The organism is Streptomyces sp. NBC_00872, from assembly GCF_045161915.1.
In the GTDB taxonomy this organism is placed as follows: Bacteria; Actinomycetota; Actinomycetes; order Streptomycetales; family Streptomycetaceae; genus Streptomyces.
In genome coordinates this window covers 266370-288370 of the sequence record NZ_CP108806.1, presented here as the reverse complement: position 1 = coordinate 288370, position 22001 = coordinate 266370, and the positions used below count along the sequence as shown (strand labels likewise).

The window sequence follows — 22001 nt, the reverse complement described above, 5'->3', positions numbered from 1 at the left end:
GCGAACTCCGTGCTGTCGGAGTCGACCGTGGTGTTTCTTCCGTCAGTTGATGGTGTACGGAGGGATCGTGGTGGCGGTGGTAACCGCCACCGTTCGTCGACAGCAAGGAGAACGACGCGTGTCCCCTCTCTTCCCGGCTCTCGTGGCGCGCGCGGAGCGGCCCGCCCTGCGGTTCGGCGACCGTACCCTCACCCATGCCGAACTGGCCGACGCGGCGGGCTCCCTGGCCGCGCGTATCGCCGGTGCGCGGCGGATCGCGGTCTGGGCCACGCCCACCCTCGGGACGGCCGTCGCTGTGGTGGCCGCGCTGCTGGCCGGGGTGCCGGTCGTACCGGTCAACCCGAGGAGCGGTGAGCGCGAACTGGCCCATGTCGTCGCGGACAGCGCCCCCGAGCTGGTCGTCACGGAACCGGGCGTGGTCCTGCCGCCGGCCCTCGCCGCGCTCGACCGGGTGGACGTCGTGGACATCGTGGACGTCGAAGCGGGCGGTGCGCCGGCGGCGGTGGCCTCGGGGGCGTCGGGACCGTCGGTCCTGTTCCCCGAGCACGCCCCGGAATCTCCCGCGCTGATCGTCTACACCTCCGGAACCACCGGGCCGCCGAAAGGTGCCGTCCTGCCGCGCCGCGCGCTCACCGCCACCCTGGACGCGCTGGAGGACGCCTGGCGGTGGACCGCCGACGACGTCCTCGTCCACGCCCTGCCCCTCTTCCATGTGCACGGGCTGATCCTCGGCATTCTCGGACCGCTGCGGCGCGGTGGATCGGTGCGCCATCTCGGCCGGTTCGACATCGAGGGCGTCACCCGTGAACTGTCCTCGGGCGCCACGATGCTGTTCGGCGTACCGACGATGTACCACCGCATCGCCGAGGCGCTCCCCGGCGATCCCGCGCTCGCCGAGGCGCTGTCCGGGGCGCGGCTGCTGGTGTCCGGATCCGCCGCGCTGCCCGTCCACGACCACCGGCGGATCGCCGCGGCGACCGGACGTCGTGTCATCGAGCGGTACGGCATGACGGAGACCCTGATGAACACCAGTGTGCGCGCGGACGGCGAGCCGCGCGCCGGTACGGTCGGAGTGCCGCTGCGCGGTGTCGGACTGCGGCTGGTCGACGAGTCGGGAGACACGATCGAGGCGTACGACGGCGAGACGGTCGGCGAGATCCAGGTCCGTGGCGCGAATCTGTTCACGGAGTATCTGAACCGGCCCGACGCGACCGAGGCCGCCTTCACCGACGGCTGGTTCCGTACGGGCGACATGGCGATCCGCGACCCCGACGGCTATGTCCGTATCGTCGGCCGCAAGGCCACCGATCTGATCAAGAGCGGTGGTTACAAGATCGGCGCGGGTGAGATCGAGAACGTCCTGCTGGAGCATCCGGGGGTGCGGGAGGCCGCCGTGACCGGAGAGCCCGACGCGGACCTCGGTGAGCGTATCGTCGCCTGGATCGTTCCGGCGCGCGTCGAAGCACCGCCGTCCGCCGAGGAACTGGCGGACCATGTGGCGGCGCAGCTCGCCGCGCACAAGCGACCGCGCACCGTGCGCTATCTGGACGCCCTGCCCCGCAACGACATGGGGAAGATCATGAAGCGGGCGCTCCATGGCTGAGCGGCTGAGCGCGCGCGAGGCGATCGCCGCCGTCACCGACGAGGGCGCGTTTCTCGAACTGCCCGTGCCGCGGGGCGTGTCCGTGCCGGACGGACCACTCGCCTGGGAGGGGTACGACGCGGCCCGCGCCCGTGCCGAGGAGCGCACCGGCGAGAAGGAGTCCGTCGTCTGCGGCACCGGACGGATCGGCGCCACCGAAGCGGTGCTGATCTCCTTCGAATTCGGCTTTCTGGGCGGATCGCTCGGTGAGCGCACGGGCGACCGGCTGGAGGCCGCGTACACCCGTGCGCGGGAGCGGCGGCTGCCGGTCGTCTCGCTGATCGCCACCGGCGGCAGCAGGATGCAGGAGGGGATGCGCGCGCTGCTCCAACTCCAGCGGGTGGCCCGGCAGTCCGCGCTCACCCGCGCGGCCGGACTGGCGCAGCTCGCGGTCGTACGTGACCCGACCACCGGGGGTGGCTGGGCCACTCTCGGCGCGGGAGCCGATGTCGTACTGGCACTGCCCGGTGCCCAGATCGGTTTCGCCGGATCACGTGTGCGCCCCGCCGACGCCGATCCGTACGCCTATACGGCGGAGGCGCAGCTGGCCGCGGGCCATATCGACGCGGTGGTGCGCCAAGGCGAGCTGCGCGCCACCGTCGGCCGCTGGCTGCGGCTGCTGACGGGAGGAGACCGCGCCGGGGAAGCCGCGCCGCCTCCCGCCGGTCTGGGCGGCGGCGAGCCGCCCGCCTCCGGATGGGACGCGGTGATACGGGCCCGCGCTCCCGAACGCCCCCGTGCGCGAGCCTATGTGGACGCCTACTTCACCGAGCGGGAGGCGATCGTCGGGGACCGCTGCGGCGGCAGGGACCCGGGGATGCTGTGCGGGTTCGGCCGGCACGCGGGACGGACCGTCGCGTACGCCGCGCAGTGCGGCACCCCCACCCTCCCGGCCGGTTACCGGACCGCGGCCCGGCTGATCCGGCTGGCCGACCGGCTGGGCATCCCCGTACTGACGCTGGTGGACACCCCAGGGGCGGCCAATGACGCCGAGGCGGAGCGGGCCGGAGCGGGCGGCGCCATCGCGGATCTCTTCGCGGCCATGGCCACCGCCCGGGTGCCCCTCACCACCCTGCTGATCGGCGAGGGCGGCTCCGGTGGGGCGCTGGCGCTGTCGGCGCCGGACAACACCTGGGCCACGCCCGACAGTTACTTCTCCGTCATAGCGCCCGAACTGGCCACGGCGATTCTCAAGCGGCCCCCGGGCGAGACGAGGGCGACGGCCGGCCAACTCCGGTTGCGACCGGAGGATCTGGTGTCGCTCGGTGCCGTACGCGGGATCGTGCCGACGGAGTAGCCGGGTCTCGCGGGGAGCCGGTGCGCGGTCCTGTGCGTACGGTCCGGGCACGCGGGCCGGGCGTGCGGGCCCGGTGTACGGGTTGGGCGCGCGGGCCCGGTGTACGGGCCCGGTGTACGGGCCCGGTGTCCCGCCCGGGAGGACGGGACACCGGGCTCATGCCGGCGGGACACCGGGTGCGGCAGCGTGAGCCGTGCACGGGGATCCGGCCCAGGACCGGGTGGTCGCCCCTCCCCGGGGGAGAACGGGGGCGGGGCACGAGCCGCGGGGGGAGAACGGGGGTGGCGGGATCCCCGTGCGCCGACATGGCGCACGGCGTACGGGAGGGCCCGTACGCCCGGACGAGGGGGAAGCATGGCTGTTCCACAGACGGAACCGATGGCGGGCGGGCGGCGCGGGCCCGGTCCCGCGCGGGCGCCGGCCGAGGGCCGGGGCTGGGCCTGGGGCGGTGTGCTCACCGCGCTCGCCGGACTGCTCGTGATCGTGACGGCCGGGCCGCTCTGGCCCTATGACGAGGCGGACATCAGGGACAGCGCCCGTATGGTGGGCCGATTCGACGGCGCCACCGCGTGGTGGGTCTTCGCCACCCAGATCGCCTTCACCGCGGCCGCGCTGGGCGCGGTCGTCTTCGCGGCGGGGCTGCGCCGCCGACTGGACCGGCAGTGTCCGGCGGGGAGTCTCGTGCCGGCACTCGCCGCCTCCGGACTGCTGCTGGTCGCGGTGATGAACCTGGTCGGCGCGGGCATGGGCACCGAGATGTTCCACGACATCACCAACCGCGACGCCACGGACCCCGACATGATCATTTCCGGGATGACCCAACTGGGCACCTACGGCTGGCTGTGGTCCGGACTGCTGCTCACCGCCGGCGCGCTGGTCGTGGCCGCTTTCCGGCAGGGGGCGGTGAGCCGGTGGATCGGAGTGATCAGCGCTCTGTTCGGATTCCTATTGCTGATCACACAAGTGACGCCCTTTCAGTACATGGCGCTGTTCGTGGGATTCCCCTATCTGCTGGTGCTGGGTGCCGCGTTCGCGTTCGGCCGGACCCGTACCACGGAGTGAGACCGTACGACGGGAGACCGTTCGGCACGGTGGGTCCGTATGGCGCGGTGGGGCTGTACGGGGAAGCGGGCCCGGATCAGCGGGAGTGCGGGGAACGGACTGACACCGGGACGGCGGACTGGGACCCTTGGCCGGTGGGGGACACGGGGGACCGGGGCGCGCGTGCTCGGTGGAGGATCGACGGCGGGGGCCATCGCGCCGCCGCCGTCGGCGTGCTCGTCGCGGCCTGGGGGCCGGCCGTGACCGCCCTGGTCCTGATGGGGGTGGCGAGCGCCCCATGGACGCAGGACCAGTGGTTCTTCGTCGTCGACACGGTCGACGCGCTGGTCTACGGACTTGTCGCCGCCGTCGTCCTGTCCCGCCGGCGGCATCCGGTCGCCTGGCTGGTCGCGCTGACCGCGATCGGCGGCGGGGTCGCGGCGGTCACCGCCCAGGCCGTGGCGCTGTGGGCGCGCGATGCCGGGGAGGGGGCCGTGCCGCCTCAGTGGACGATCCTCCAGTCCACCGCGTGGGTGCCCGGCACGCTCTCCCTGATCCTCGTCGTCCCCTATCTGGTGTCGGGACGGCGGCTGTCGCCGGTGGCCCGCTGGGCGATCGGCGCCGGGACCGCGGTGATCGTCGCCGTACTGGCGCTCCGGCTGACCGACCCCTGGCCCTGGCCGGCGTACGGCGAGCCGTACGCGCCGCTCGCCGTGCGCAGTACGGCCTGGGCCCGGCTGGCCGAGCCACTGAACCAGATCCTGCTCGGGCTGATCGTGCTCCTCGGTCTCGGTGCCGCGGCCCACACGGGGTGGCGCCGGATGCGCGACCCGGGCGCACGGGGGCTGGGCTGGCTGGCGATCGGTACGGCTCTGATCGCGGTCACGTTCCTGCCTCTGGTGCTGTGGCCGACCTCGGACAGCACGGCGGTGCTGCTGTTCACCCCGTTCACCCATATCGCCTCGCAGGCGTTCTTCCCGGCCGCCGTGCTGGTCGCGGTCCTGCGGCAGCGGCTCTGGGGGATCGATCTTGCGGTCAGCAGGACACTGGTGTGGTCACTGCTCACCGGCATGCTGGTGGCCGGGTACTTCGTGACGGTGGCGGTGCTGGGACTCGTCCTTCCCGGGGAGGGCGCCCTCGGCAGGGTGCTGGCGACCGCCGTGCCGGCCGTCGGGATCCAGCCCGCGAGAAGCTGGTTGCAGCGTCGTGTGGACCGGCTGGTGCACGGGGAGGCGGCGGCCCCCGCGCTCAGCCGGGTGGGACGCCATCTCGGCAGCGCGGCCGGCCTGGAAGAGGCGCTGACCGGTATGGCCGAGAGCGTCGCGGTCTCGTTCAACCTCGGCTCGGTAAGGGTGCTGGACGCCGACGGCGAGGTGCTGGTCTCGATCCCGCCGGAGGGACTGCGGGACAGACTGCCGGAGGGACCGCCGGACGGACCGTGGGACGGACTGCCGGGCGGACCGCGGGCGGAGTCCCGGGACGGACCGCCCCAGGACCTCGCCCCAGCGGCACACGGGACACCTCTCGCCGTACCCCTGGTGGTACGTCAGGAGAGCGCCGGAACGCTGCTGGTGACCGCGCGGCCCGGCGAACGCCTCGACCGCCGAGCCCGTTCGGCGCTGGAGGAGGTGGCGCCCATCGTCGCCACGGCCGTCCATCTCGCCGCCGTCACCCGGGCGCTGCGCGAGTCGCGCGGCCGGCTGGCCGCCGCCAGGGACGACGAACGACGGGCGCTGCGGCGGGAGTTGCACGACCAGCTCGGCCCGGCTCTGGCCGGTATCGGGCTCGGTCTCGCGGCGGTGCGCAATCTTCTGCCCGATCGCGCGGACGCGGCCGACGCCTTGCTCGGCAGGCTCCGTGCCGAGGTCGACGTGCGGGTGGACGAGGTCCGCACGCTGGCCCGGGGACTGGTCCCGCCGGTGCTGGCCGAGCTGGGACTGGTGGCGGCCCTGCGGGAGTTGGTGATGCGGTACGAGGCGGACGGCCTCGCGGTGGTCGTACGGGACGGGGCCGGCGGTGGGGACAGCGGTGGGGACAGCGGGGACGGAGACCGGGAGAACGTCCGGGGAGGGGACGGGGACCGGGGGCGGCCGGCGTACGGCGACCTGCCCGCGAAGGCCGCGGGAGCGGTCTACGCGATCGTGGCCGAGGCGCTGCGGAATGTGTCGCGGCATTCGGGGGCCAGGACCTGCGCGGTGGTTCTGGCCGGGACCGGCTCGGGCGCGGACCGGGTGCTGACCGTGGTGGTCGAGGACGACGGGCACGGTATCGCGGCGGGCGCCAGGTCCGGTGTCGGCAGGCAGTCCGTACAGGAGCGGGCCGAGGAGGTCGGCGGAACGGTCGTATGGGAGCCGGGCGCCGGCGGCCGGGGCACCCGGCTGATCCTGCGTGTTCCCCTCCGGGAGGAGCTGACCGACGGGGTGGTCGACCGCGCGCGGTGAAAGCGATGAAGGCGATGACGCGATGAAGGCGGGGTCCGCCATGGTGAGGGCGGGTAGGCGGGCCGGGCGTGTTTGGAGGAGCGGGTGGATACGACGGCTGACCGGGAGGACGGAGCGGGCGGGCGGGGCGGAACCGGCGGCGGCCTGCGGATCGTCGTCGTGGACGACCATCCCGTCTTCCGTATGGGGATGGCCGCACTGCTCGGATCACTGCCCGGTATGAGCGTGGTCGGTGAGGCGGAGACATATGACGGGGCCGTCGCCGCCGTCGCCGCGCACCGGCCCGATGTCGTCGTCATGGATCTGCACCTCGGCGACGGAGCGCCCTCGGGTGTCGAGGCCACCCGGGAGATCCTGCGGCTGCGGCCCACGACGGCCGTCCTCGTGGTGACGATGCTGGACGACGACGACTCGGTCTTCGCCTCGATACGGGCGGGCGCGCGCGGCTATCTCCTCAAGGGCGCGACGCCCGCCGAGATCGAGCGCGGGATACGCGCGGTCGCCCATGGCGAGGTGCTGCTCGGCCCCGCGGTGGCCTCACGGGCGATGGCCTATCTCACCGGGCTGCGGGTGCCGGGCACCGCTCCGGTCGTCCTGCCCGAACTGACCGGACGGGAGCGGGAGGTGCTGGATCTGGTGGCCAGGGGTCTGGACAATCTCGCCATCTCGCGACGGCTGGTGCTCAGTCCGAAGACCGTGCGCAACCATCTGTCCAACATCCTCACGAAGCTTCAGGCGGCCAGCAGGGCGGAGGCGATCGTCCGGGCCCGGCAGGCGGGCCTCGGCGGAGAGTGAGCCGAAGCGGACGGCTCCGGCGGGTGGACGACTCCCGTGAGTGGACGGCTCCGGCGGGTGGACGACTCCGGTGGGTGGGGCGGCCGGGGGCGGGTGCGGGTGCGGGGGATTCTCATGGGCCTCTCACCAGTCGTTCAGACAATGTGCTTAGGCTGAGGACCGTGACGTACACAACTCCGCCGGGCTGGTATCCGGATCCTGGGCACTCGGGCGACGGCCCCCAGCAGGAACGCTGGTGGGACGGTTCCGCCTGGACCGACGAACTGCGCGCCACCTCCACCGCGGAGTGGGCGCCGCCGACCGCGTCTCCCTACCCCGGGTCGCCTCCTTACCCCGCGGCGCCGCCGCCCGGCCGGGCGAGCCGTGGCCGCCGGATCGCCGTCGGTGTCACCGCCGTGGTCGTGGCGATGGCCATCGCGGGAGGCTTCTATCTGCTCGGCCGTGACGGTGACAGCGCGCCGGTGGGTGCCGGCGGCGTACCTTCCACGGCCCCTTCACAGCCCGGACAGCGGACTCCGAACCCGGATGGGCCCGGCGGTCCGGGCGGTCCGGAGGGTCCCGGTGGGGGCGAGAGCGGTGCGCCCCAGGTGCCGAGCGAGGACGGCTACGCCACCGACGCGGCCAGCGGGATCAGCATCCCGGTACCGGACGGCTGGACCGGTGAGTCCGGGGTGGTCGGTGCCGGGGTGACGACCGGGAAGTACTCCTGTCCCGGGGACACGTCCCAGAGCTGTGTACGGGGCGGGGTGTTCTCCGCTCCCGCGGCCGCGATGAAGATCGAGGCCACCACGGCCAAGGCGGCGGCGGAGAAGGACATCCAGACCAACGCCGAGGAGTCCTACGGCGGGGAGATCTACGGAAAGATCTCCTCCCACGAGGAGCTGAGGTCGGAGGCGGTCACCGTCGCCGGGCAGAAGGGCTATCTCGTGCGGTGGAAGGTCGTCACGAGCAAGGGTGACGACGGTTATGTGCAGTCGCTCGCCTTCACCTCGCCCTCCGCCTCGGGACTCATGGTCGTCGTGCGTTCGGGCTTCGACATCAATGACAAGGCGCCCAAGCTGTCCGTGATGGACGAGATCACCCAGGGCATCAAGGCCGCGGCGGGTGGAGGAAGCGGCAGCGGGCAGGGAGTCTGACCCCGGAGCCCCGGTCGACGCCCGCTCCCCTCGGGCCGATGGCCGGGGCCGGGAGTGCCACTCCCCGGTGACCGGTGGCCGGTGACCGGTGGTGGCGGGCAGTGGTCGGCGGCGGCCCGTCGGGTCGGTCGCTCGTGTGTGATGTTGTTCCAGGGCGGGTCGCCGTGTGCGGCCCGCCCTGTGGTGTGCGGTGAGGCGGCGAGGTGGTACGGCGGTCCCGAGCGGCGTCCGTACCGGTCCGTCGGCCGTACACTCGCCTCATGGTGTGTACACGTGCGGTGAGGGAGTGCCTGCGACAGGCTCCCTGCGCGCTGTGCTCGGCCGCCGCGGCCGCGCTGATCGCGGGAGCGGGTCCGGTGTCCCCACCGGAAGCCGCCTGCCGGGCGCTGCACGGCCACGGCTAGCGCTCTTCCGCCGTCCGGATCGTCCCCCGGGCCGCGCCGCTCCGGCCGAACCCTCTGAACCGGCCGCGTCGGGGGCCGTTGGGACCTGGGCCCTGTCCTGCGGATCTTCGTGGGCCAGGAACGCCTGGCACGGCACCTCACCGCGTTGTCGGAGTCGTCCAAGTACGTCCGGTCCATCGACGACGCCGGTCCTCCGCCTTGCGATGTACCGCACCAGACGCCCCGGGCTGATCCACGAAGATCCGCCGGACAGGACCCAGCTGCCCGTGAGCCCGGCCGTCCGCCGGAGCCGGACCTCCCGGCCGGCCCCAACCCGTAACGCCGTGGCGGACCGTCCGCCGGGCCGGTCGACGGCGACCCCATCCGTCGTCTGAGCCCTCATCCCCACCGTCACCGCTGACCTCACCTCCGCCCTCACCCATGTCGCGTCGCCTCGTCGTGCTGTCGAGCCACAGCCCTCCAGCCACAGCGCCGAGACGCGATTCCGAGCCGCACCTCCGAGAGGATCCCTGTGAAGTTGAGCGAGTTGCTCGCCGGGTACGACCACGAGACTCTGCGGGGGGATCCGGAGACGGCGATCACCGCGGGCACCTGCTTCGACGCCCACCGGGTGGTGCCGGGTTCGCTGTACATCGCCGTGCCGGGCCACCGCGAAGGCGGTCCCGGGGCCATCGGCCCGGCCCTCGCGCGCGGCGCGGTGGCGGTGCTGCTGGACGCGAAGGCACCGGAGCCCGACGAGTCGGTGTGGGCGCACACGGACGTGTGCGTGGTACGGGTGGGGGACACCCGTACGGCCGCGTCGGCCGTCGCCTCCCGCTACTACGGGGAGCCCGGACGGGGGATGGACATGGTGGCCGTCACCGGCACCAACGGGAAGACCTCGGTGTCGTACATGGTCGAGTCCGTGCTGCGGCTCGCCGAGGGCGCGAGGGTCGGTGTCATCGGGACCGCGGGCAGCCGGATCGGCGACGAGGTGATCCCCATGCCGAGATCGGTCCTGACCACGCCCGAATCGCCGGACTTCCAGTATCTGCTGGGGTACATGCGTGACCGGGAGGTCGGCACGGTGGTTCTGGAGGCCACCTCCATGGGCCTGTTGACGCACCGCGTGGACCACGCCTTCGCCGATGTCGGTGTCTTCACCAATCTGACGCAGGACCATCTGGACGACCACGGCACGATGGAGAACTACCGGGACGCCAAACTCCGGCTGTTCCAGGGGCTCTGCCGGCGTGCCGTGGTCAATGCCGACGATCCGGTGGGCGCCGGGATCGGTGCCCTGATGCCCGGGGCCGTGACGACATATGCCCTGGACACCGAGGCGGACTACCGGGCGACCGATCTCACCATGGACGCGTTCGGCACGCGCTTCACCCTCCATCACGAAGGGCGCAAGTATCCGGCGGCGATCACGGTGCCGGGCCGGTTCTCGGTGGCCAACGCCCTTGCCACCGTGGCCGCTTGCCATCTGCTCGGACACGATCTGCGCGGACTGGTCGGCGCGCTGGACCGGATGCCCCCGGTACCCGGGCGGTTCGAGCGCTTCGAGACCCCGGGAGGCACCGCCGTCATCGTCGACTACGCGCACTCCCCGGACTCGCTGGAGAAGGTGCTCACCGCCATCCGGGACTTCGCCCGGGGCCGGGTCGTCACCGTCTTCGGCTGCGGCGGCGACCGTGACAGCACCAAGCGCGCCAGGATGGGGGAGATCGCCGGTACGTACTCCGATCTGGCCGTGCTCACCTCGGACAATCCGAGGAACGAGGACCCCGGGGCGATCATGGACCAGATCACCCCGGGTCTGCTGGCCACCGGCTGCCGCTTCGAGCGGTTCGCGGACCGCCGCTCGGCCATCGCCTTCGCGCTGGCCGACGCGGGCCGGGACGACATCGTCCTGCTCGCCGGGAAGGGCAGCGAGCCGTATCAGATCGTCGGAGACCGGCTGCTGCCGTTCAGCGACATGGCGACGGTCCGCGAACTCGCCGGGTAGGCGTGGAAAGGCGGCCGGCGTCTGGCGGTCGGCGTCCGACGGCCGCCAGGCGGCGGTGTCAGCCGGCGTCCGGCTCGGCGTCCGGCTCTTTCCCGAGGACGTACAGCTCGGGCAGGTTGACCACGATCGCCTCCTGGGTGCTGCGGGCGATCACCACCACGGCCTCCTCGTCGGAGCTGGGGTTCTCCTCGCGGTGCGGGACATACGGCGGTACGAAGATGTAGTCGCCCGGCGAGGTGCGGATCCGGATCTCCTCGGGCGTACCGCCGGAGTCGTCGAGGAAGACGAACTCCGGGTGCCCCTCGACCACATGGATGGCCGTCTCGGAGGCGCCGTGATGGTGGTTGGAGGACGCCGTGTCGGGCGCGACATGCGTCTGGCCCATCCAGATGCGCTCGGAGCCGACACTGCTGCCGCTGATCGCCGCGAAGCGCCGCATTCCCCCGGTCTGCGCGGTGTCGCCGTCGAGCGCGTCGGCCCGGATGTGGTGCAGCCGGGCGCGCAGGGGCAGTGCGCTCCCCGCCTCGCCGTGCTCGTGGTCACGGTCGTGGTCCGGCAGATCGGGGTGGAACGCGTCGTGTCCGGTGGGCGGGGTGTGCGAGGCCATGGAGATCCTGCTCGTCGGGGGGCGGACGCGAGGCCCCGGCCGGGGTCGGGGTCCGGCGAGGGCTCGGCGCCGACGGTAGAGAGCGCGGCGAATGGATGTCAAGATGTGTCCATTACCGCCGAGCAGGCCGTTCCCGGTTCTCGGACGGTTCGTCAGGTACGCAGACCCGCGGGGAGACGGTGCAGATGCAGATATCGGCGAAGGCGGACTACGCGGTGCGGGCGCTCGTCGAACTCGCCGCCGACAGCGCACGGCCCCTGACCTGCGAGGGCATCGCGTCCGCCCAGGACATCCCGTTCCGGTTCCTCAAATCGGTCTTCCGGGATCTGCGGCAGGCCGGTCTGGTCCGCAGCCAGCGCGGCTGTGAGGGCGGCTACTGGATAGGCCGCGATCCGGCCGCGATCAGTGTGGCCGAGGTGATGACCGCGGTCGACGGGGAGTTCCTCACCCTGCGCGGCGCCCGGCCCGACACCCTCGCCTACCCCGGCGCGGCGCGGCGGCTGCCGGATCTGTGGCGCGCGGTCGAGGCCGCCGCGCAGTCGGTGCTCGGCCGTACGACCATCGCCCAACTCGCCGCCGAGGGCGCGGGAGGCGCCGGGGGCGCGGAGCCGCGGAGCACCGGTCAGGGATCCTCCGCCCGTGATGTCTCCCCGGCGGTTCCGGCATGACCGTGGAGCCCGGGGGAGCGGCGGCGGGTACGGAGCCGGGGGAAGCGGCCCGGCCGCTGGTCCGGATCACCGAGTACACCGACCCCGCCTGCCCGTGGGCCTGGGGGTCCGAGCCGGTCTTCCGGTCGCTGAGACAGACGCTCGGGCCGCGTGCGCGGTGGCGGCAGGTCTTCGGGATCCTCTTCGACGAGGACGACGATCCGGCCCCCGACCCGGATGCAGAGGCCCGTTGGTACGAGCGGTTCATCCGCGAGGTCACCGCCCATACGCACGCGCCGTACGCGCGCCGGCTGCACTGGCTCACCCGTACGAGCTGGCCCGCGTCCCTCGCCGCCACGGCCGCCGGATCGCAGGGGGCCGAAACCGCCGAGCGGGTCCTGCGGCGGCTGCGCGAGAGCACGTTCGTCGTCGGCCGGCCCGCGGACACACCGGACGGGATCCGCGGGGCCGTACGGGGCGTCCCCGGCCTCGACGCCGACCGGCTGCTGCGTGACCTGGCCGCTCCACGGACCCGGGAGGCCGTCCGCTCCGACTGGGCGGAGACCCGTGCGCCGCTCCCCGAGGTGCTCGGTCTCGACGGGCCGGGACCGCACCCGGGCCGGGCGAAGGAGGTCGGGGAGCACCGCCGTTACGCGTTGCCGACGCTGCTTTTCGAGGGACCCGGCGGCCGCGTGTGCGTACCGGGGTGGCGGCCCGTCGAGACCTATCTCGAAGCCGCCCGTACGGCCGCCGCCGCGCCGCTGCCCCGTACCCCGGTGCTGCGGTCGCCCGGCGAGGCGCTGGAGCGCTGGCGCAGTCTGACCGGTCCCGAACTCGCCCTGCTCACCGGCGGGTCGGAGCCTCCGCCGGACGCCGTACGGATCGAGACGGGCCATGGCCCGCTGTGGCTGCACCCCGGTGAGACCCGTCCCGAAGCGGTCTGAACAGGGCTGCGGAAGAGGCCGGTTCGGCCCGTGCCGAAGGGGTCCGGCGGTAACCGTCGTACCCGCGTGGGCAGATGAAAGCGCAGGTCGTCAGGGTCTCGGACAATGAGACACCAAGAGGTGTCCATTGACAGCGTGCCGCGCGGCGGTGAGGATACGGGGCATGCATTCGATGCACCCTGGTGTGGTCTGCCGCTACGTGGACTATCGGCGCACGTCCAGCGCCCTCTGTCGCTGACCCGACCGCCGACGCGGCCCTTGAGGCCCTGAGGCCCTGAGGCTTTTCCAGGCCCTCGGCGCTCCGGCCCTGCCCCGGATTCCCGCGCCGCGACAGCGGTGGCTCGGGGACGTACACCCGTACACCGGACCTCCGCCGACGACCGGCACGCCGCGAGAACTCCCGCGCGACACTTCCCGCCGTAGCCGTAGCCGTAGCCGTAGCCGTACGCGTCAAGCCGTGTCGGAGCCCCTGCCGGCCCGAGAGGCGGCTGCTTCTCCTCATCCGTGTCCGCCGTCGGCGGTTCCGGTGCTGTCACGCCCCGATGCCGCGGCGACGGACGGTACCGCGCTCCGCCACGGGCTCGTCCCGCCGCACCGGTCCCGCCGCACCGGTCCCGCCCTCCTCGCCTCACCGTCCTGCCCGTCTCGTCCGGACCGCCCGGCCGGGCGTCCCCCGGCCCCGCCCGCGTACCCGAGTGCACCGGCACGGCCCAGAAAGGTGGCGTACTCATGCCGATCTTCCGCACCTCATCCACCACCGCCGGCGCGGACCGCCCGGCCATCACCCCGTCGCCCGTCCCGCTCTCCCTCCCCGGTCCGGGACGGCGCTCCTTCCTCGGACTCGCCCTCGGCGCGGGCGCCGCGCTCGCCCTCAGCGCCTGCGGAGGCGGGTCCACCTCGTCCGCCGGCGGCCGGGGCGGCACCCTCAAATGGGGCTGGGCGCTGCCGACCTCATGGGATCCGGTCACCTCGTCCGCCGGCTGGGACGTGCACTCCCTCTCCCTCGTCTATGCCGCGCTCACCACGCTCGACCAGCGCGGCAACGCCGTCCCCGCCCTCGCCGCGTCCTGGAAGTACAACGAGGACGGCACGGTCGTCACCTTCACCCTCCGCCAGGGGCTGAAGTTCAGCGACGGGACCCCGATCGACGCCACCGCCGTGAAGAAGAGCATCGAACGGGGCCGCGACTACGAGAAGTCACTGATCGCCGCTCAGCTCATCGGCGTCGAGGAGGTCACGGCCGTCGACGCCCGCACCGTCGAACTGCGGCTCGCCGAACCCGACTTCCAGGTTCCTCTGCTTCTCGCGGGCAAGACCGGCATGGTCGTCAACCCCAAGGTCTTCGAGAGCGACGCCGCGAGCCTCGCCACCGAGCCCGCGGGATCCGGCCCGTACACCCTGGTCTCCTACGTCCAGAACTCCAAGGCCGTGCTGCGCCGCAACCCCGGCTACTGGGACGCGGACCGTGTCAAGATCGAGAACTTCGAGCTGTATCCGCTCCCCGAGGCCTCGACGGTCGTCGCCGCCCTCACCTCCGGGCAGTACAACGTCGCCCAGATACCGGGCAGTCAGGTCGAGGCGGCCAGGGCCGCCGGGCTGGAGGTCCAGGTCATCCCCTCCATGGTGGTGGCCGTCCTCGATGTCCACAACGGCAAGGAGCCCTTCACCGACCCGGACGTGGCGCTCGCGCTCAAGTACGCGATCGACCGCGAGGAACTCCTCAAGACCGCGTCCTTCGGCCATGGCGAGGTGACCCGCCAGCCCTTCCCCGAGGGGTACGCGGGCCATGACGACGCCCTGGACACGCTCTTCCCGTACGACCCGGAGAAGGCGAAGGAACTGCTGGCGAAGGCCGGTCACGCGAACGGTCTGAAGATCACGCTCTCCACCTCGAAGGCCGAAGGCGTACCCGAACTGATTCAGGCGCAGCTCAAGAAGGTCGGCATCACGGCCACCATCGAGACCATCCCGGCCGCCCGCGCGTCCCAGTTGGTCTACGTCCAGCGCGCCAAGGCCCTCTTCGTCGACCAGTTCGCCGGACGTGAGGCCGCCACCCAGGGCTTCCAGGTGCTCTTCGGCAAGGAAGGCCTGATGAATCCGGGCCGCACCGTCTCGCCGGAGCTGGAGAAGGCGCTCGATGTGGTCCGCCGTACCGCGCTGGACTCGCCCGACTACCCGGCCGTTCTCCAGAAGGCCACCGGGATCGCCGTACGGACCATGCCGAACGTCTTCCTCTACACCGTCCCGCGGATCCTCGCCCGTAATCCCAAGGTCTCCGAGATCCCCGCGTACACCGTCGTCCAGCGGTTCGAGGGGGTCACCGTCTCATGACCGCGCCGGTACTGACGAAGGCGGGAACGGAGAGGACGACGGCGGGGACGGAGAAGGGGACGGGGAAGGAGACGGAGGCGGGGACGGGGTTCGGGCGCTCATGGTCCGTGGGGTCCGCCTCCGTGCGGCGACGGCTCGCGGGAGCACCGCGCCCGCTGGGCCGGCTGCTCGTCATCACCGCCACGGTCTTCCTCCTGGCCTCGCTGCTGACCTTCGCGCTCGGCGCCCTGTCGGAGGCCAACCCGGCGGCGGCCGTCCTCGGCGACCAGGCCACACCGGCCGACATCGCCCGTATGGAAGCCCAGTTCGGATTGGACCGGCCGCTGTACGCGCAGTATCTGAGCTGGCTCGGCCACGCGCTCACCGGCGATCTCGGGGTCTCCTGGTTCACCAGTGTGCCCGTCGCCGACAGTATCGCCGGGGCGCTGCCGGTCGATCTGTCCATCGCCGGTCTCGCCCTGCTGCTCGCCGTGGTCATCGGCGGTGGTGCCGGGATCGTGGCCGCGCTGAACAACGGCGGTCGCTTCGACCGGGCCGTCACCCTCGTCTCCTCGGCACTGGCGACCCTTCCGCCGTTTCTCATCGGCATCGTGCTGATCGTCGTCTTCGCGGTGCAGCTCGGCGCGCTTCCCACCGGCGGTTATGTACCGCTGGGGGAGAGCCCGGGGGAGTGGCTCCGGTACGCGATCCTGCCCGCGTTCGCCCTCAGTCTGGACGCGGCCGCCTCCATCGCCCGGCAGTTGCGCACCTCGCTCGTCGGGGCTCTGCGCGAGAACTATGTGACCGGCGCCGAGATGCGCGGCTTCTCCGCCCGGCGGGTGCTGTTCGGACATGTACTGCGCAACGCCGCGGGACCCGCGCTCTCCGTCCTCGGTGTGAGTGTGCCGGTGATCCTGGGCGGCGCGGTCGTCACCGAGAAGATCTTCAATCTGCCCGGGATCGCCCAGCTCTCGCTCCAGTCGGCGGAACAGCACGACATCCCGGTCATCCAGGGAACGCTGCTGGTCACCGTCGCCGTGGTGCTCATCGCCAATATCGGCGTCAACGCGGCGCTGACGGCGCTCAGTCCGGCCGCGCGCAGACAGCCGGACGGCGGTCGCGGCGGGGCGGCGGAAGGGAGCTCCTCATGAGGACGCTCCGGCGTACCTGGCGGCTGCCGTCGGCCCGGATCGCGCTGGCCGTGCTCGCGCTCGTCGCGCTGGTGGCGGTCGCCGGCGGTGTTCTCGCGCCGTACGATCCGCTGGCCCAGCGGCCGGCGGACATGCTGCACGGACCCAGCGCGGGACATCCGCTCGGCACCGACTATCTGGGGCGTGATGTCCTCAGCAGACTGCTCGCGGGCACAGGACGGTCGGTCGTCGGCGCCCTGGAGGCGGTGGGCGCGGCGATGCTGCTGGGCATCGTGCCGGGGATCGCGTCCGTCTGGCTCGGCAGGACCGTCGAATGGACGGCCCAGCGGGCCGCGGACACCTTGATGATCATGCCGTTCACGGTCTTCGCCATCGCGGTGGTCGGAGCGCTGGGCAACGGGATGCACCAGGCGATGCTTGCGCTGGGCGTGCTCTTCGCACCGCTGTACTTCCGGGTGACCCGCGCCGCCGCGCTGGGGCTGAAGCAGGCGCAGTACGTGGAGGCGGCCGAACTCATGGGCGCGTCCCGGTGGTGGATCCTGCGGGTCCATGTCTGGGGCAAGATCCTGCCGACGATCGCCGTCACCACGGCGCAGGCCGTCGGGCAGGCGCTCCTGGTGGTCGCGTCCCTGACCTTCCTCGGGCTGGGTGTCCAGCCGCCCGCGCCGACCTGGGGCGGAATGCTCGCCTCGGATCTGGGTTATCTGGCCCAGCAGCCCTGGGCACCGCTGATCCCGGGCGCCGCGATCATGATCACGGTCGGTGCCCTGAACATCCTCGCGGACGCGGTACGCGACAGCGGGGCGATGGCCGACGCCGTATCGACCGCCGTACCCGCCGCCGCGCCCGTGAACGACAGTGCGGCCGGCCGGGACCGGAAGACGGACACCGCGCCGCACACCCCCGTGACCCCCCGTCCAGAGGAGGCCGAGCACCGTGTCACAACTGGCTGAACCAACAGACCGGTCGCCCGTCGTACCGGCCCCCGTCGTACCGGCACCCGCCGCACCGGCACCCGACGTACTGACCGTCGAGGGACTCGATGTCACCGTCTCCGGCGGGGTACGCGCCGTCCGCGGGGTCTCGTTCACACTCGGGCGCGGTGAGGCCGTCGGCCTCGTGGGGGAGTCGGGCAGCGGGAAGAGCCTGACCTGCCGGTCCGCTCTGGGGGTGCTGCCCGCCGGATGCGAGGTGTCGGGCGGCCGGATCACCCTCGGCGCCCCCGGCGCCGAGCTGACCGCGTTCACCCGCAAGCAGTGGGACGCCGTACGGGGACGCCGTATCGGGGCCGTGTTCCAGGATCCCGCCTCGTATCTCAACCCCTCGCTCACCGTGGGCCGTCAGCTCACCGAGCAGCTACGGGTGGGAGCCGCGCTCTCCAGGGCCGAGGCGCGCACCCGCGCCGTCGAACTCTTCACGGCCGTCGGACTGCACCGCCCCGAGGAGGTCTTCCACCAGTACCCGCACGAACTCTCCGGCGGGATGCTCCAGCGGGTCCTCATCGCCATCGCCGTCTCCTGCTCACCCGAACTGCTCATCGCGGACGAGGCCACCACCGCCCTCGATGTCGTCATCCAGGCGGAGATCCTCGAACTCCTCCAGCGGCTCAGGACCGAACGGGGTCTCGCCCTGCTCCTGGTCACCCACGACCTCGCCGTCGTCGCCGAGAGCTGCGACCGCGTTCTCGTCATGTACGCGGGGGAGATCGTCGAGGACGGCCCCACCGCCGAGGTGCTCGCGTCGCCCGCGCACCCCTATACGGAGGCGCTGCTGCGGGTGGCGTCGATCGGCGCCTGGGGACGGCGCGAGCTGGACATCATCCCCGGCCGGCCGCCCGAGACCGGCGCCGAACTGCCCGGCTGCCGGTTCGCCGACCGCTGCGCCCACGCCGTCGCGCGGTGCACCGAGGCACCCGTCGCCCTGCGTTCCCTGGAGGGCGGACGCCGGGCGCGCTGCCTGCGCCCGGCCGGACCGCTGCTGGACGGGGCGCCGGAGGAAGCGTCCGCGCCCGTCACGGAAGGAGCCGCCGTATGACCACCCTCCAAGGGCCCGTCCTCGCACCCCGGCAGGGGGAGGCGGCGGACACCGCACCGGACCGGGAAGCGCTGCTGGAGATCGGCGGACTGACCGTCTCGTACGGCCGGCGGGCCACCTCGCTGCGCCGCGCCGGACGCACCCGGGTGCTCTCGGACGTCGATCTCACCGTACGGGCGGGCGAGATCGTCGGCATCATCGGCGAAACCGGTTCGGGCAAGACCACCCTCGCCCGTGCCACGGTCGGGCTGGTACGGCCCGACACCGGCGCCATCGGTTTCGAGGGCCGGGATCTCACCCGGCTGAACCGCCGCGAACTGCGGGACTTCCGGGCCTCGGGGCGTGTGCAGTACATGTTCCAGGACCCGTTGCGCTCACAGGACCCCGAACTGACGGCACGTCAGACGGTGGCCGAGCCGCTCGCCGCCGTCGGCGCGGCGACACGGCGGGAGCGCGCGGAGCGGGCCGACGAGGCGCTGACCCTGGTGGGTCTGGACGCCGACGCGCTCGGATCCCGTACGTCCGGACAGCTCTCCGGCGGCCAGCGCCAGCGTGTGTCGCTGGCCCGTGCCATCGTCACCCGGCCCCGGCTGCTGCTCAGCGACGAACCGGTCAGCGCTCTCGACGCCTCCAACCGCAATCTCGTACTGAGCCTGCTCGACCGGCTCCGCCGTGAACTCGGCCTCGCTGTCGTCGTCATCTCCCACGACCTCAGCTCGCTGGCCGGTATCGCCGACCGGGTCGCCGTCCTCTACCGGGGCCGGCTGGTCGAGCAAGGGCCGATCGGCGAGGTCCTGGAGCACCCCCGGCACCCGTACACCGCGCTGCTCACCGCCTCCGCGCCGAGCGTACGCCGTGAACACCGGCTGCCGCCCGTGCGGTTGCGCCCGGACGCGGAACGTCCGCCGTGGCCCGACGACGAGGGCTGTGTCTTCGCGCCCCGCTGCCGGTTCGCGGGACCCGAATGCCGGGACGAGCCGCGTCGTACCGCTCTGTCCGACGGCACCGGACCGTCCCACACCGTCGCCTGCCACCACACGGCCACCTGGCGCGACCGGATCGGCTGACGACACCGGACCGGCCGACGACCTCCCTTTCCCTTCTCCTCCCCGTCACCCACAGGCTCACCCACAGGCTCCTCTGCCCCCAGGAGAACCACCGCCATGCCCATCGAGTTCATCGGTATCGCCGCCACCCAGGAAATCAGTGAGAGCGGCTCGGCCACTCCCGTGTCCGGCCGCGACGGCATCTCCACCCAGACCGAGACCGGACACGCGAGCGGACCGGTCGTCCAGCCCGCCTATCTGCGGGAACTGGCCCGTGCCCACGAGGAGTCGGGCTTCGACCGCGTACTGGTCGCGCACTCCTCCGCGAGCCCCGACGGCTTCACCGTCGCCGACCAGATCCTGACCCACACCGAGCGGCTGGGCGTCCTGCTCGCCCACCGGCCCGGCTTTGTCTCACCGACGCTCGCCGCCCGGAAGTACGCGACGCTGGACGCCTTCCATCCCGGCCGGATCGCACTGCATGTCATCACCGGGGGCGATGACGCGGACCAGGCCCGTGACGGCGACTTCAGCGACAAGCCGACCCGCTACCGGCGCACGGACGACTTCCTCGACGTGCTCCGCAAGGAGTGGAACTCCACCCGGCCCTTCGACCACGACGGCGAGTTCTACCGGGTGCGCGGGGGCTTCTCCGCCGTACGGCCCGCCGCCCCCATCCCCGTCTACTTCGGCGGCGCCTCCGAGGACGCCGTACGGGTCGGCGGCAGGCACGCCGATGTCTACGCCTTCTGGGGCGAACCGCTCGCCGGGATCGCCGAGCGCATCCGTGAGGTACGGGCCGCCGCCGCGCCGTACGGCCGCGACCCCCGGTTCAGCGTCAGTCTGCGTCCCATCCCCGCCGCCACCGAGGCCGAGGCATGGGAGCGGGCCAAGGAGATTCTGCGGCTGACCAAGGAGCGGGTGGGCGAGGTGCGCAGGGCGTTCAATCTCGACCACGCCGAACAGCGCGGCTCCCAGCGGCTGCTGGAGTACGCGGCCCAGGGCGAGGTCCATGACAAACGGCTCTGGACCGAGATCGCCAGGACCACCGGGGCCGCGGGCAACTCCACCGCGCTGGTGGGCAGTTACGAGCAGGTCGCCGAATCCCTGCTCGACTATGTCGCCCTCGGTGTGAGCACTCTGCTGATCCGCGGCTTCGCCCCGCTGGCCGACGCCCGCGACTACGGCACACTGATCGGTCTCGTACGCGCCGAGGCCGAGCGGACGGGAGCCGTGGAGCCCGCCGGGACCGCGGCCCCCGCCAGGACCGCGGACCCCGCGGGAGAGGCCGTGGTCCCCGTATGAGTTCCCCTCCCGCGACCGCCCGGGACGCGCTGCCACCGGCCCCGGACCTCACCCGGCTGCCCGCCGTCACCGAGGCACTCGCCGCCCGCGCGGCCGAGCACGACCGCGACGCCTCCTTCCCCACCGAGGGCTTCGTGCTCGCCCACGAGGCCGGGCTGCTCACCGCCACCGTCGCCACCCGCCACGGCGGCCCCGGCGCCGGACTCGCCGACACCGTCCGTATCCTGCGCGCCCTCGGCGCCGGAGATCCCGCCGTGGCGCTCGTCACCGCCATGACGCTGTTCACCCACGCGGCCGAGGCCCGTACCCCCGGCTGGCCCCCCGCCGCGTACGCCGCGCTCCTCGACGCGTCGGCCACCGGCCCCGCCCTGGTCAACGCCCTGCGGGTGGAACCCGAACTGGGCAGCCCGGTCCGCGGTGGACTCCCCGCCACCACCGCGCGGCGCGACGGCGACCGCTGGCTGCTGACCGGGCGCAAGATCTACTCCACCGGCGCGGTGGGGCTCAGCCGCATGCTGGTCTTCGCGCGGACCGACGAGGACCCGGTACGGGCCGGCTCCTTCATCGTCCGCGCGGGCAGCCCGGGACTGACCGTCGAACCCACCTGGGACCATGTCGGGCTGCGGGCCAGCCGCAGCGACGATGTCGTCCTGGACTCCGTCCCGGTACCGGCCGGCGATGTCATCGGGCTGGACGAGGCCGGAGACATCCCCGGTGCCCGGCCCGACCCGGAGACCGGCGCCTGGAACGCCCTCGGTCTGACCGCCCTCTATCTGGGCGTGGCGGGCGCGGCCCGCGACTGGCTCGCCGGCTTTCTGCACGAACGGGTCCCGACCGCCCTCGGCGCGCCCCTGGCGACCCTGCCCCGGTTCCGGACCGCCGTCGGTGAGATCGAGACGGCCCTCTTCGGGGCGGACACGCTCATCGACACCCTGGCCGCCCGGATCGACACCGGCGACCGGGAGGCCGCGGAGCGGGCCGGCGCCGCCAAGGTGCTCGGCACCCGCGCGGCCGTCACGGCCGTCGAACAGGCCGTCGCCCTGATCGGCAATCACGGACTCACCCGGGCCAATCCCCTCCAGCGGCACTACCGCGATGTGCTGTGCGCCCGCGTGCACACCCCGCAGGACGACTCCGTACTCCTCACCACCGGCCGCGCCGCCCTCGACCGCGCGCTCGACCGCAGGTCCGTACCGAAAGGCAACTGACTC

At 72.7% G+C, this 22001-nt stretch carries 18 protein-coding genes; 17 read left to right on the top strand and 1 reads right to left on the bottom strand.

The annotated features are described in order from the left end of the window. The first annotated feature begins 118 nt into the window (after positions 1 to 118). The 8 genes from OG214_RS01305 to OG214_RS01270 all read left to right on the top strand — a co-directional run bounded on the left by OG214_RS01305 (position 119) and on the right by OG214_RS01270 (position 10746). A complete protein-coding gene (locus tag OG214_RS01305; protein WP_405983443.1) occupies positions 119 to 1603 on the top strand; it encodes an acyl-CoA synthetase in 1485 nt (494 codons plus the stop codon). Then, positions 1596 to 2939 (top strand): carboxyl transferase domain-containing protein, encoded by a 1344-nt coding sequence (locus tag OG214_RS01300; protein WP_405983442.1) that lies wholly within the window; start codon positions 1596 to 1598, stop codon positions 2937 to 2939. Before OG214_RS01305 ends, OG214_RS01300 begins: the two co-directional genes overlap by 8 nt. A gap of 354 nt (positions 2940 to 3293) precedes the next feature. Then, on the top strand, positions 3294 to 4001 hold the full coding sequence (locus tag OG214_RS01295) for a hypothetical protein (RefSeq protein ID WP_405983441.1): 708 nt from the start codon (positions 3294 to 3296) through the stop codon (positions 3999 to 4001). 134 nt (positions 4002 to 4135) lie between these two features. Further along, on the top strand, positions 4136 to 6421 hold the full coding sequence (locus tag OG214_RS01290; RefSeq protein WP_405983440.1) for a histidine kinase: 2286 nt from the start codon (positions 4136 to 4138) through the stop codon (positions 6419 to 6421). 84 nt (positions 6422 to 6505) lie between these two features. Next, positions 6506 to 7216: a response regulator gene (locus tag OG214_RS01285; protein ID WP_405983439.1), complete on the top strand. Its 711-nt coding sequence runs from the start codon at positions 6506 to 6508 to the stop codon at positions 7214 to 7216. Between the two features lie 161 nt (positions 7217 to 7377). Continuing rightward, positions 7378 to 8352, top strand: coding sequence for a DUF2510 domain-containing protein (locus OG214_RS01280; protein ID WP_405983438.1), 975 nt, complete (start codon positions 7378 to 7380; stop codon positions 8350 to 8352). Positions 8353 to 8612: 260 nt separating this feature from the next. Then, a complete protein-coding gene (locus OG214_RS01275; RefSeq protein ID WP_405983437.1) occupies positions 8613 to 8756 on the top strand; it encodes a hypothetical protein in 144 nt (47 codons plus the stop codon). A gap of 511 nt (positions 8757 to 9267) precedes the next feature. Continuing rightward, on the top strand, positions 9268 to 10746 hold the full coding sequence (locus tag OG214_RS01270; RefSeq protein WP_363084452.1) for a UDP-N-acetylmuramoyl-L-alanyl-D-glutamate--2,6-diaminopimelate ligase: 1479 nt from the start codon (positions 9268 to 9270) through the stop codon (positions 10744 to 10746). Between the two features lie 58 nt (positions 10747 to 10804). Here OG214_RS01270 and OG214_RS01265 read toward each other — a convergent pair whose 3' ends face one another. Further along, entirely contained in the window at positions 10805 to 11353 is a 549-nt protein-coding gene (locus OG214_RS01265) for a cupin domain-containing protein (protein WP_363084453.1), read from the bottom strand. Between the two features lie 185 nt (positions 11354 to 11538). On the opposite strand from OG214_RS01265, the gene OG214_RS01260 reads away from it, so the two are divergent. From OG214_RS01260 to OG214_RS01220, 9 genes are all read left to right on the top strand, one after another. Then, positions 11539 to 12021, top strand: a complete 483-nt coding sequence (locus tag OG214_RS01260; RefSeq protein ID WP_363084454.1) for an Rrf2 family transcriptional regulator — start codon at positions 11539 to 11541, stop codon at positions 12019 to 12021. After that, on the top strand, positions 12018 to 12944 hold the full coding sequence (locus OG214_RS01255; RefSeq protein ID WP_363084455.1) for a DsbA family protein: 927 nt from the start codon (positions 12018 to 12020) through the stop codon (positions 12942 to 12944). The genes OG214_RS01260 and OG214_RS01255 overlap by 4 nt, the downstream gene beginning before the upstream one ends. A gap of 729 nt (positions 12945 to 13673) precedes the next feature. Continuing rightward, positions 13674 to 15275: an ABC transporter substrate-binding protein gene (locus OG214_RS01250; RefSeq protein WP_363084456.1), complete on the top strand. Its 1602-nt coding sequence runs from the start codon at positions 13674 to 13676 to the stop codon at positions 15273 to 15275. Beyond that, positions 15272 to 16405 carry an ABC transporter permease gene (locus OG214_RS01245; protein ID WP_363084457.1) on the top strand — a complete coding sequence of 378 codons (1134 nt, stop codon included), beginning with the start codon at positions 15272 to 15274 and terminating at the stop codon, positions 16403 to 16405. The genes OG214_RS01250 and OG214_RS01245 overlap by 4 nt, the downstream gene beginning before the upstream one ends. Then, complete coding sequence (locus tag OG214_RS01240) at positions 16402 to 17358, top strand: ABC transporter permease (protein WP_405983436.1); 957 nt, start codon at positions 16402 to 16404, stop codon at positions 17356 to 17358. Before OG214_RS01245 ends, OG214_RS01240 begins: the two co-directional genes overlap by 4 nt. Beyond that, positions 17342 to 18439 carry an ABC transporter ATP-binding protein gene (locus OG214_RS01235; protein WP_405983435.1) on the top strand — a complete coding sequence of 366 codons (1098 nt, stop codon included), beginning with the start codon at positions 17342 to 17344 and terminating at the stop codon, positions 18437 to 18439. The genes OG214_RS01240 and OG214_RS01235 overlap by 17 nt, the downstream gene beginning before the upstream one ends. Next, positions 18436 to 19506, top strand: coding sequence for an ABC transporter ATP-binding protein (locus OG214_RS01230; protein WP_405983434.1), 1071 nt, complete (start codon positions 18436 to 18438; stop codon positions 19504 to 19506). Before OG214_RS01235 ends, OG214_RS01230 begins: the two co-directional genes overlap by 4 nt. Before the next feature lie 96 nt (positions 19507 to 19602). Next, on the top strand, positions 19603 to 20790 hold the full coding sequence (locus OG214_RS01225) for an LLM class flavin-dependent oxidoreductase (protein ID WP_363085511.1): 1188 nt from the start codon (positions 19603 to 19605) through the stop codon (positions 20788 to 20790). Then, positions 20787 to 21998: an acyl-CoA dehydrogenase family protein gene (locus OG214_RS01220; RefSeq protein ID WP_363085510.1), complete on the top strand. Its 1212-nt coding sequence runs from the start codon at positions 20787 to 20789 to the stop codon at positions 21996 to 21998. Before OG214_RS01225 ends, OG214_RS01220 begins: the two co-directional genes overlap by 4 nt. Positions 21999 to 22001 lie beyond the last annotated feature (3 nt).

Bases quoted from the DNA above. Each gene is read 5' to 3' on its own strand.
- OG214_RS01230 (WP_405983434.1), top strand. From the start codon at position 18,436: ATGACCACCCTCCAAGGGCCCGTCCTCGCACCCCGGCAGGGGGAGGCG.
- OG214_RS01295 (WP_405983441.1), top strand. From the start codon at position 3,294: ATGGCTGTTCCACAGACGGAACCGATGGCGGGCGGGCGGCGCGGGCCC.
- OG214_RS01245 (WP_363084457.1), top strand. From the start codon at position 15,272: ATGACCGCGCCGGTACTGACGAAGGCGGGAACGGAGAGGACGACGGCG.
- OG214_RS01275 (WP_405983437.1), top strand. From the start codon at position 8,613: ATGGTGTGTACACGTGCGGTGAGGGAGTGCCTGCGACAGGCTCCCTGC.
- OG214_RS01255 (WP_363084455.1), top strand. From the start codon at position 12,018: ATGACCGTGGAGCCCGGGGGAGCGGCGGCGGGTACGGAGCCGGGGGAA.
- OG214_RS01265 (WP_363084453.1), bottom strand. From the start codon at position 11,353: ATGGCCTCGCACACCCCGCCCACCGGACACGACGCGTTCCACCCCGAT.
- OG214_RS01220 (WP_363085510.1), top strand. From the start codon at position 20,787: ATGAGTTCCCCTCCCGCGACCGCCCGGGACGCGCTGCCACCGGCCCCG.
- OG214_RS01260 (WP_363084454.1), top strand. From the start codon at position 11,539: ATGCAGATATCGGCGAAGGCGGACTACGCGGTGCGGGCGCTCGTCGAA.
- OG214_RS01225 (WP_363085511.1), top strand. From the start codon at position 19,603: ATGCCCATCGAGTTCATCGGTATCGCCGCCACCCAGGAAATCAGTGAG.
- OG214_RS01250 (WP_363084456.1), top strand. From the start codon at position 13,674: ATGCCGATCTTCCGCACCTCATCCACCACCGCCGGCGCGGACCGCCCG.
- OG214_RS01300 (WP_405983442.1), top strand. From the start codon at position 1,596: ATGGCTGAGCGGCTGAGCGCGCGCGAGGCGATCGCCGCCGTCACCGAC.
- OG214_RS01240 (WP_405983436.1), top strand. From the start codon at position 16,402: ATGAGGACGCTCCGGCGTACCTGGCGGCTGCCGTCGGCCCGGATCGCG.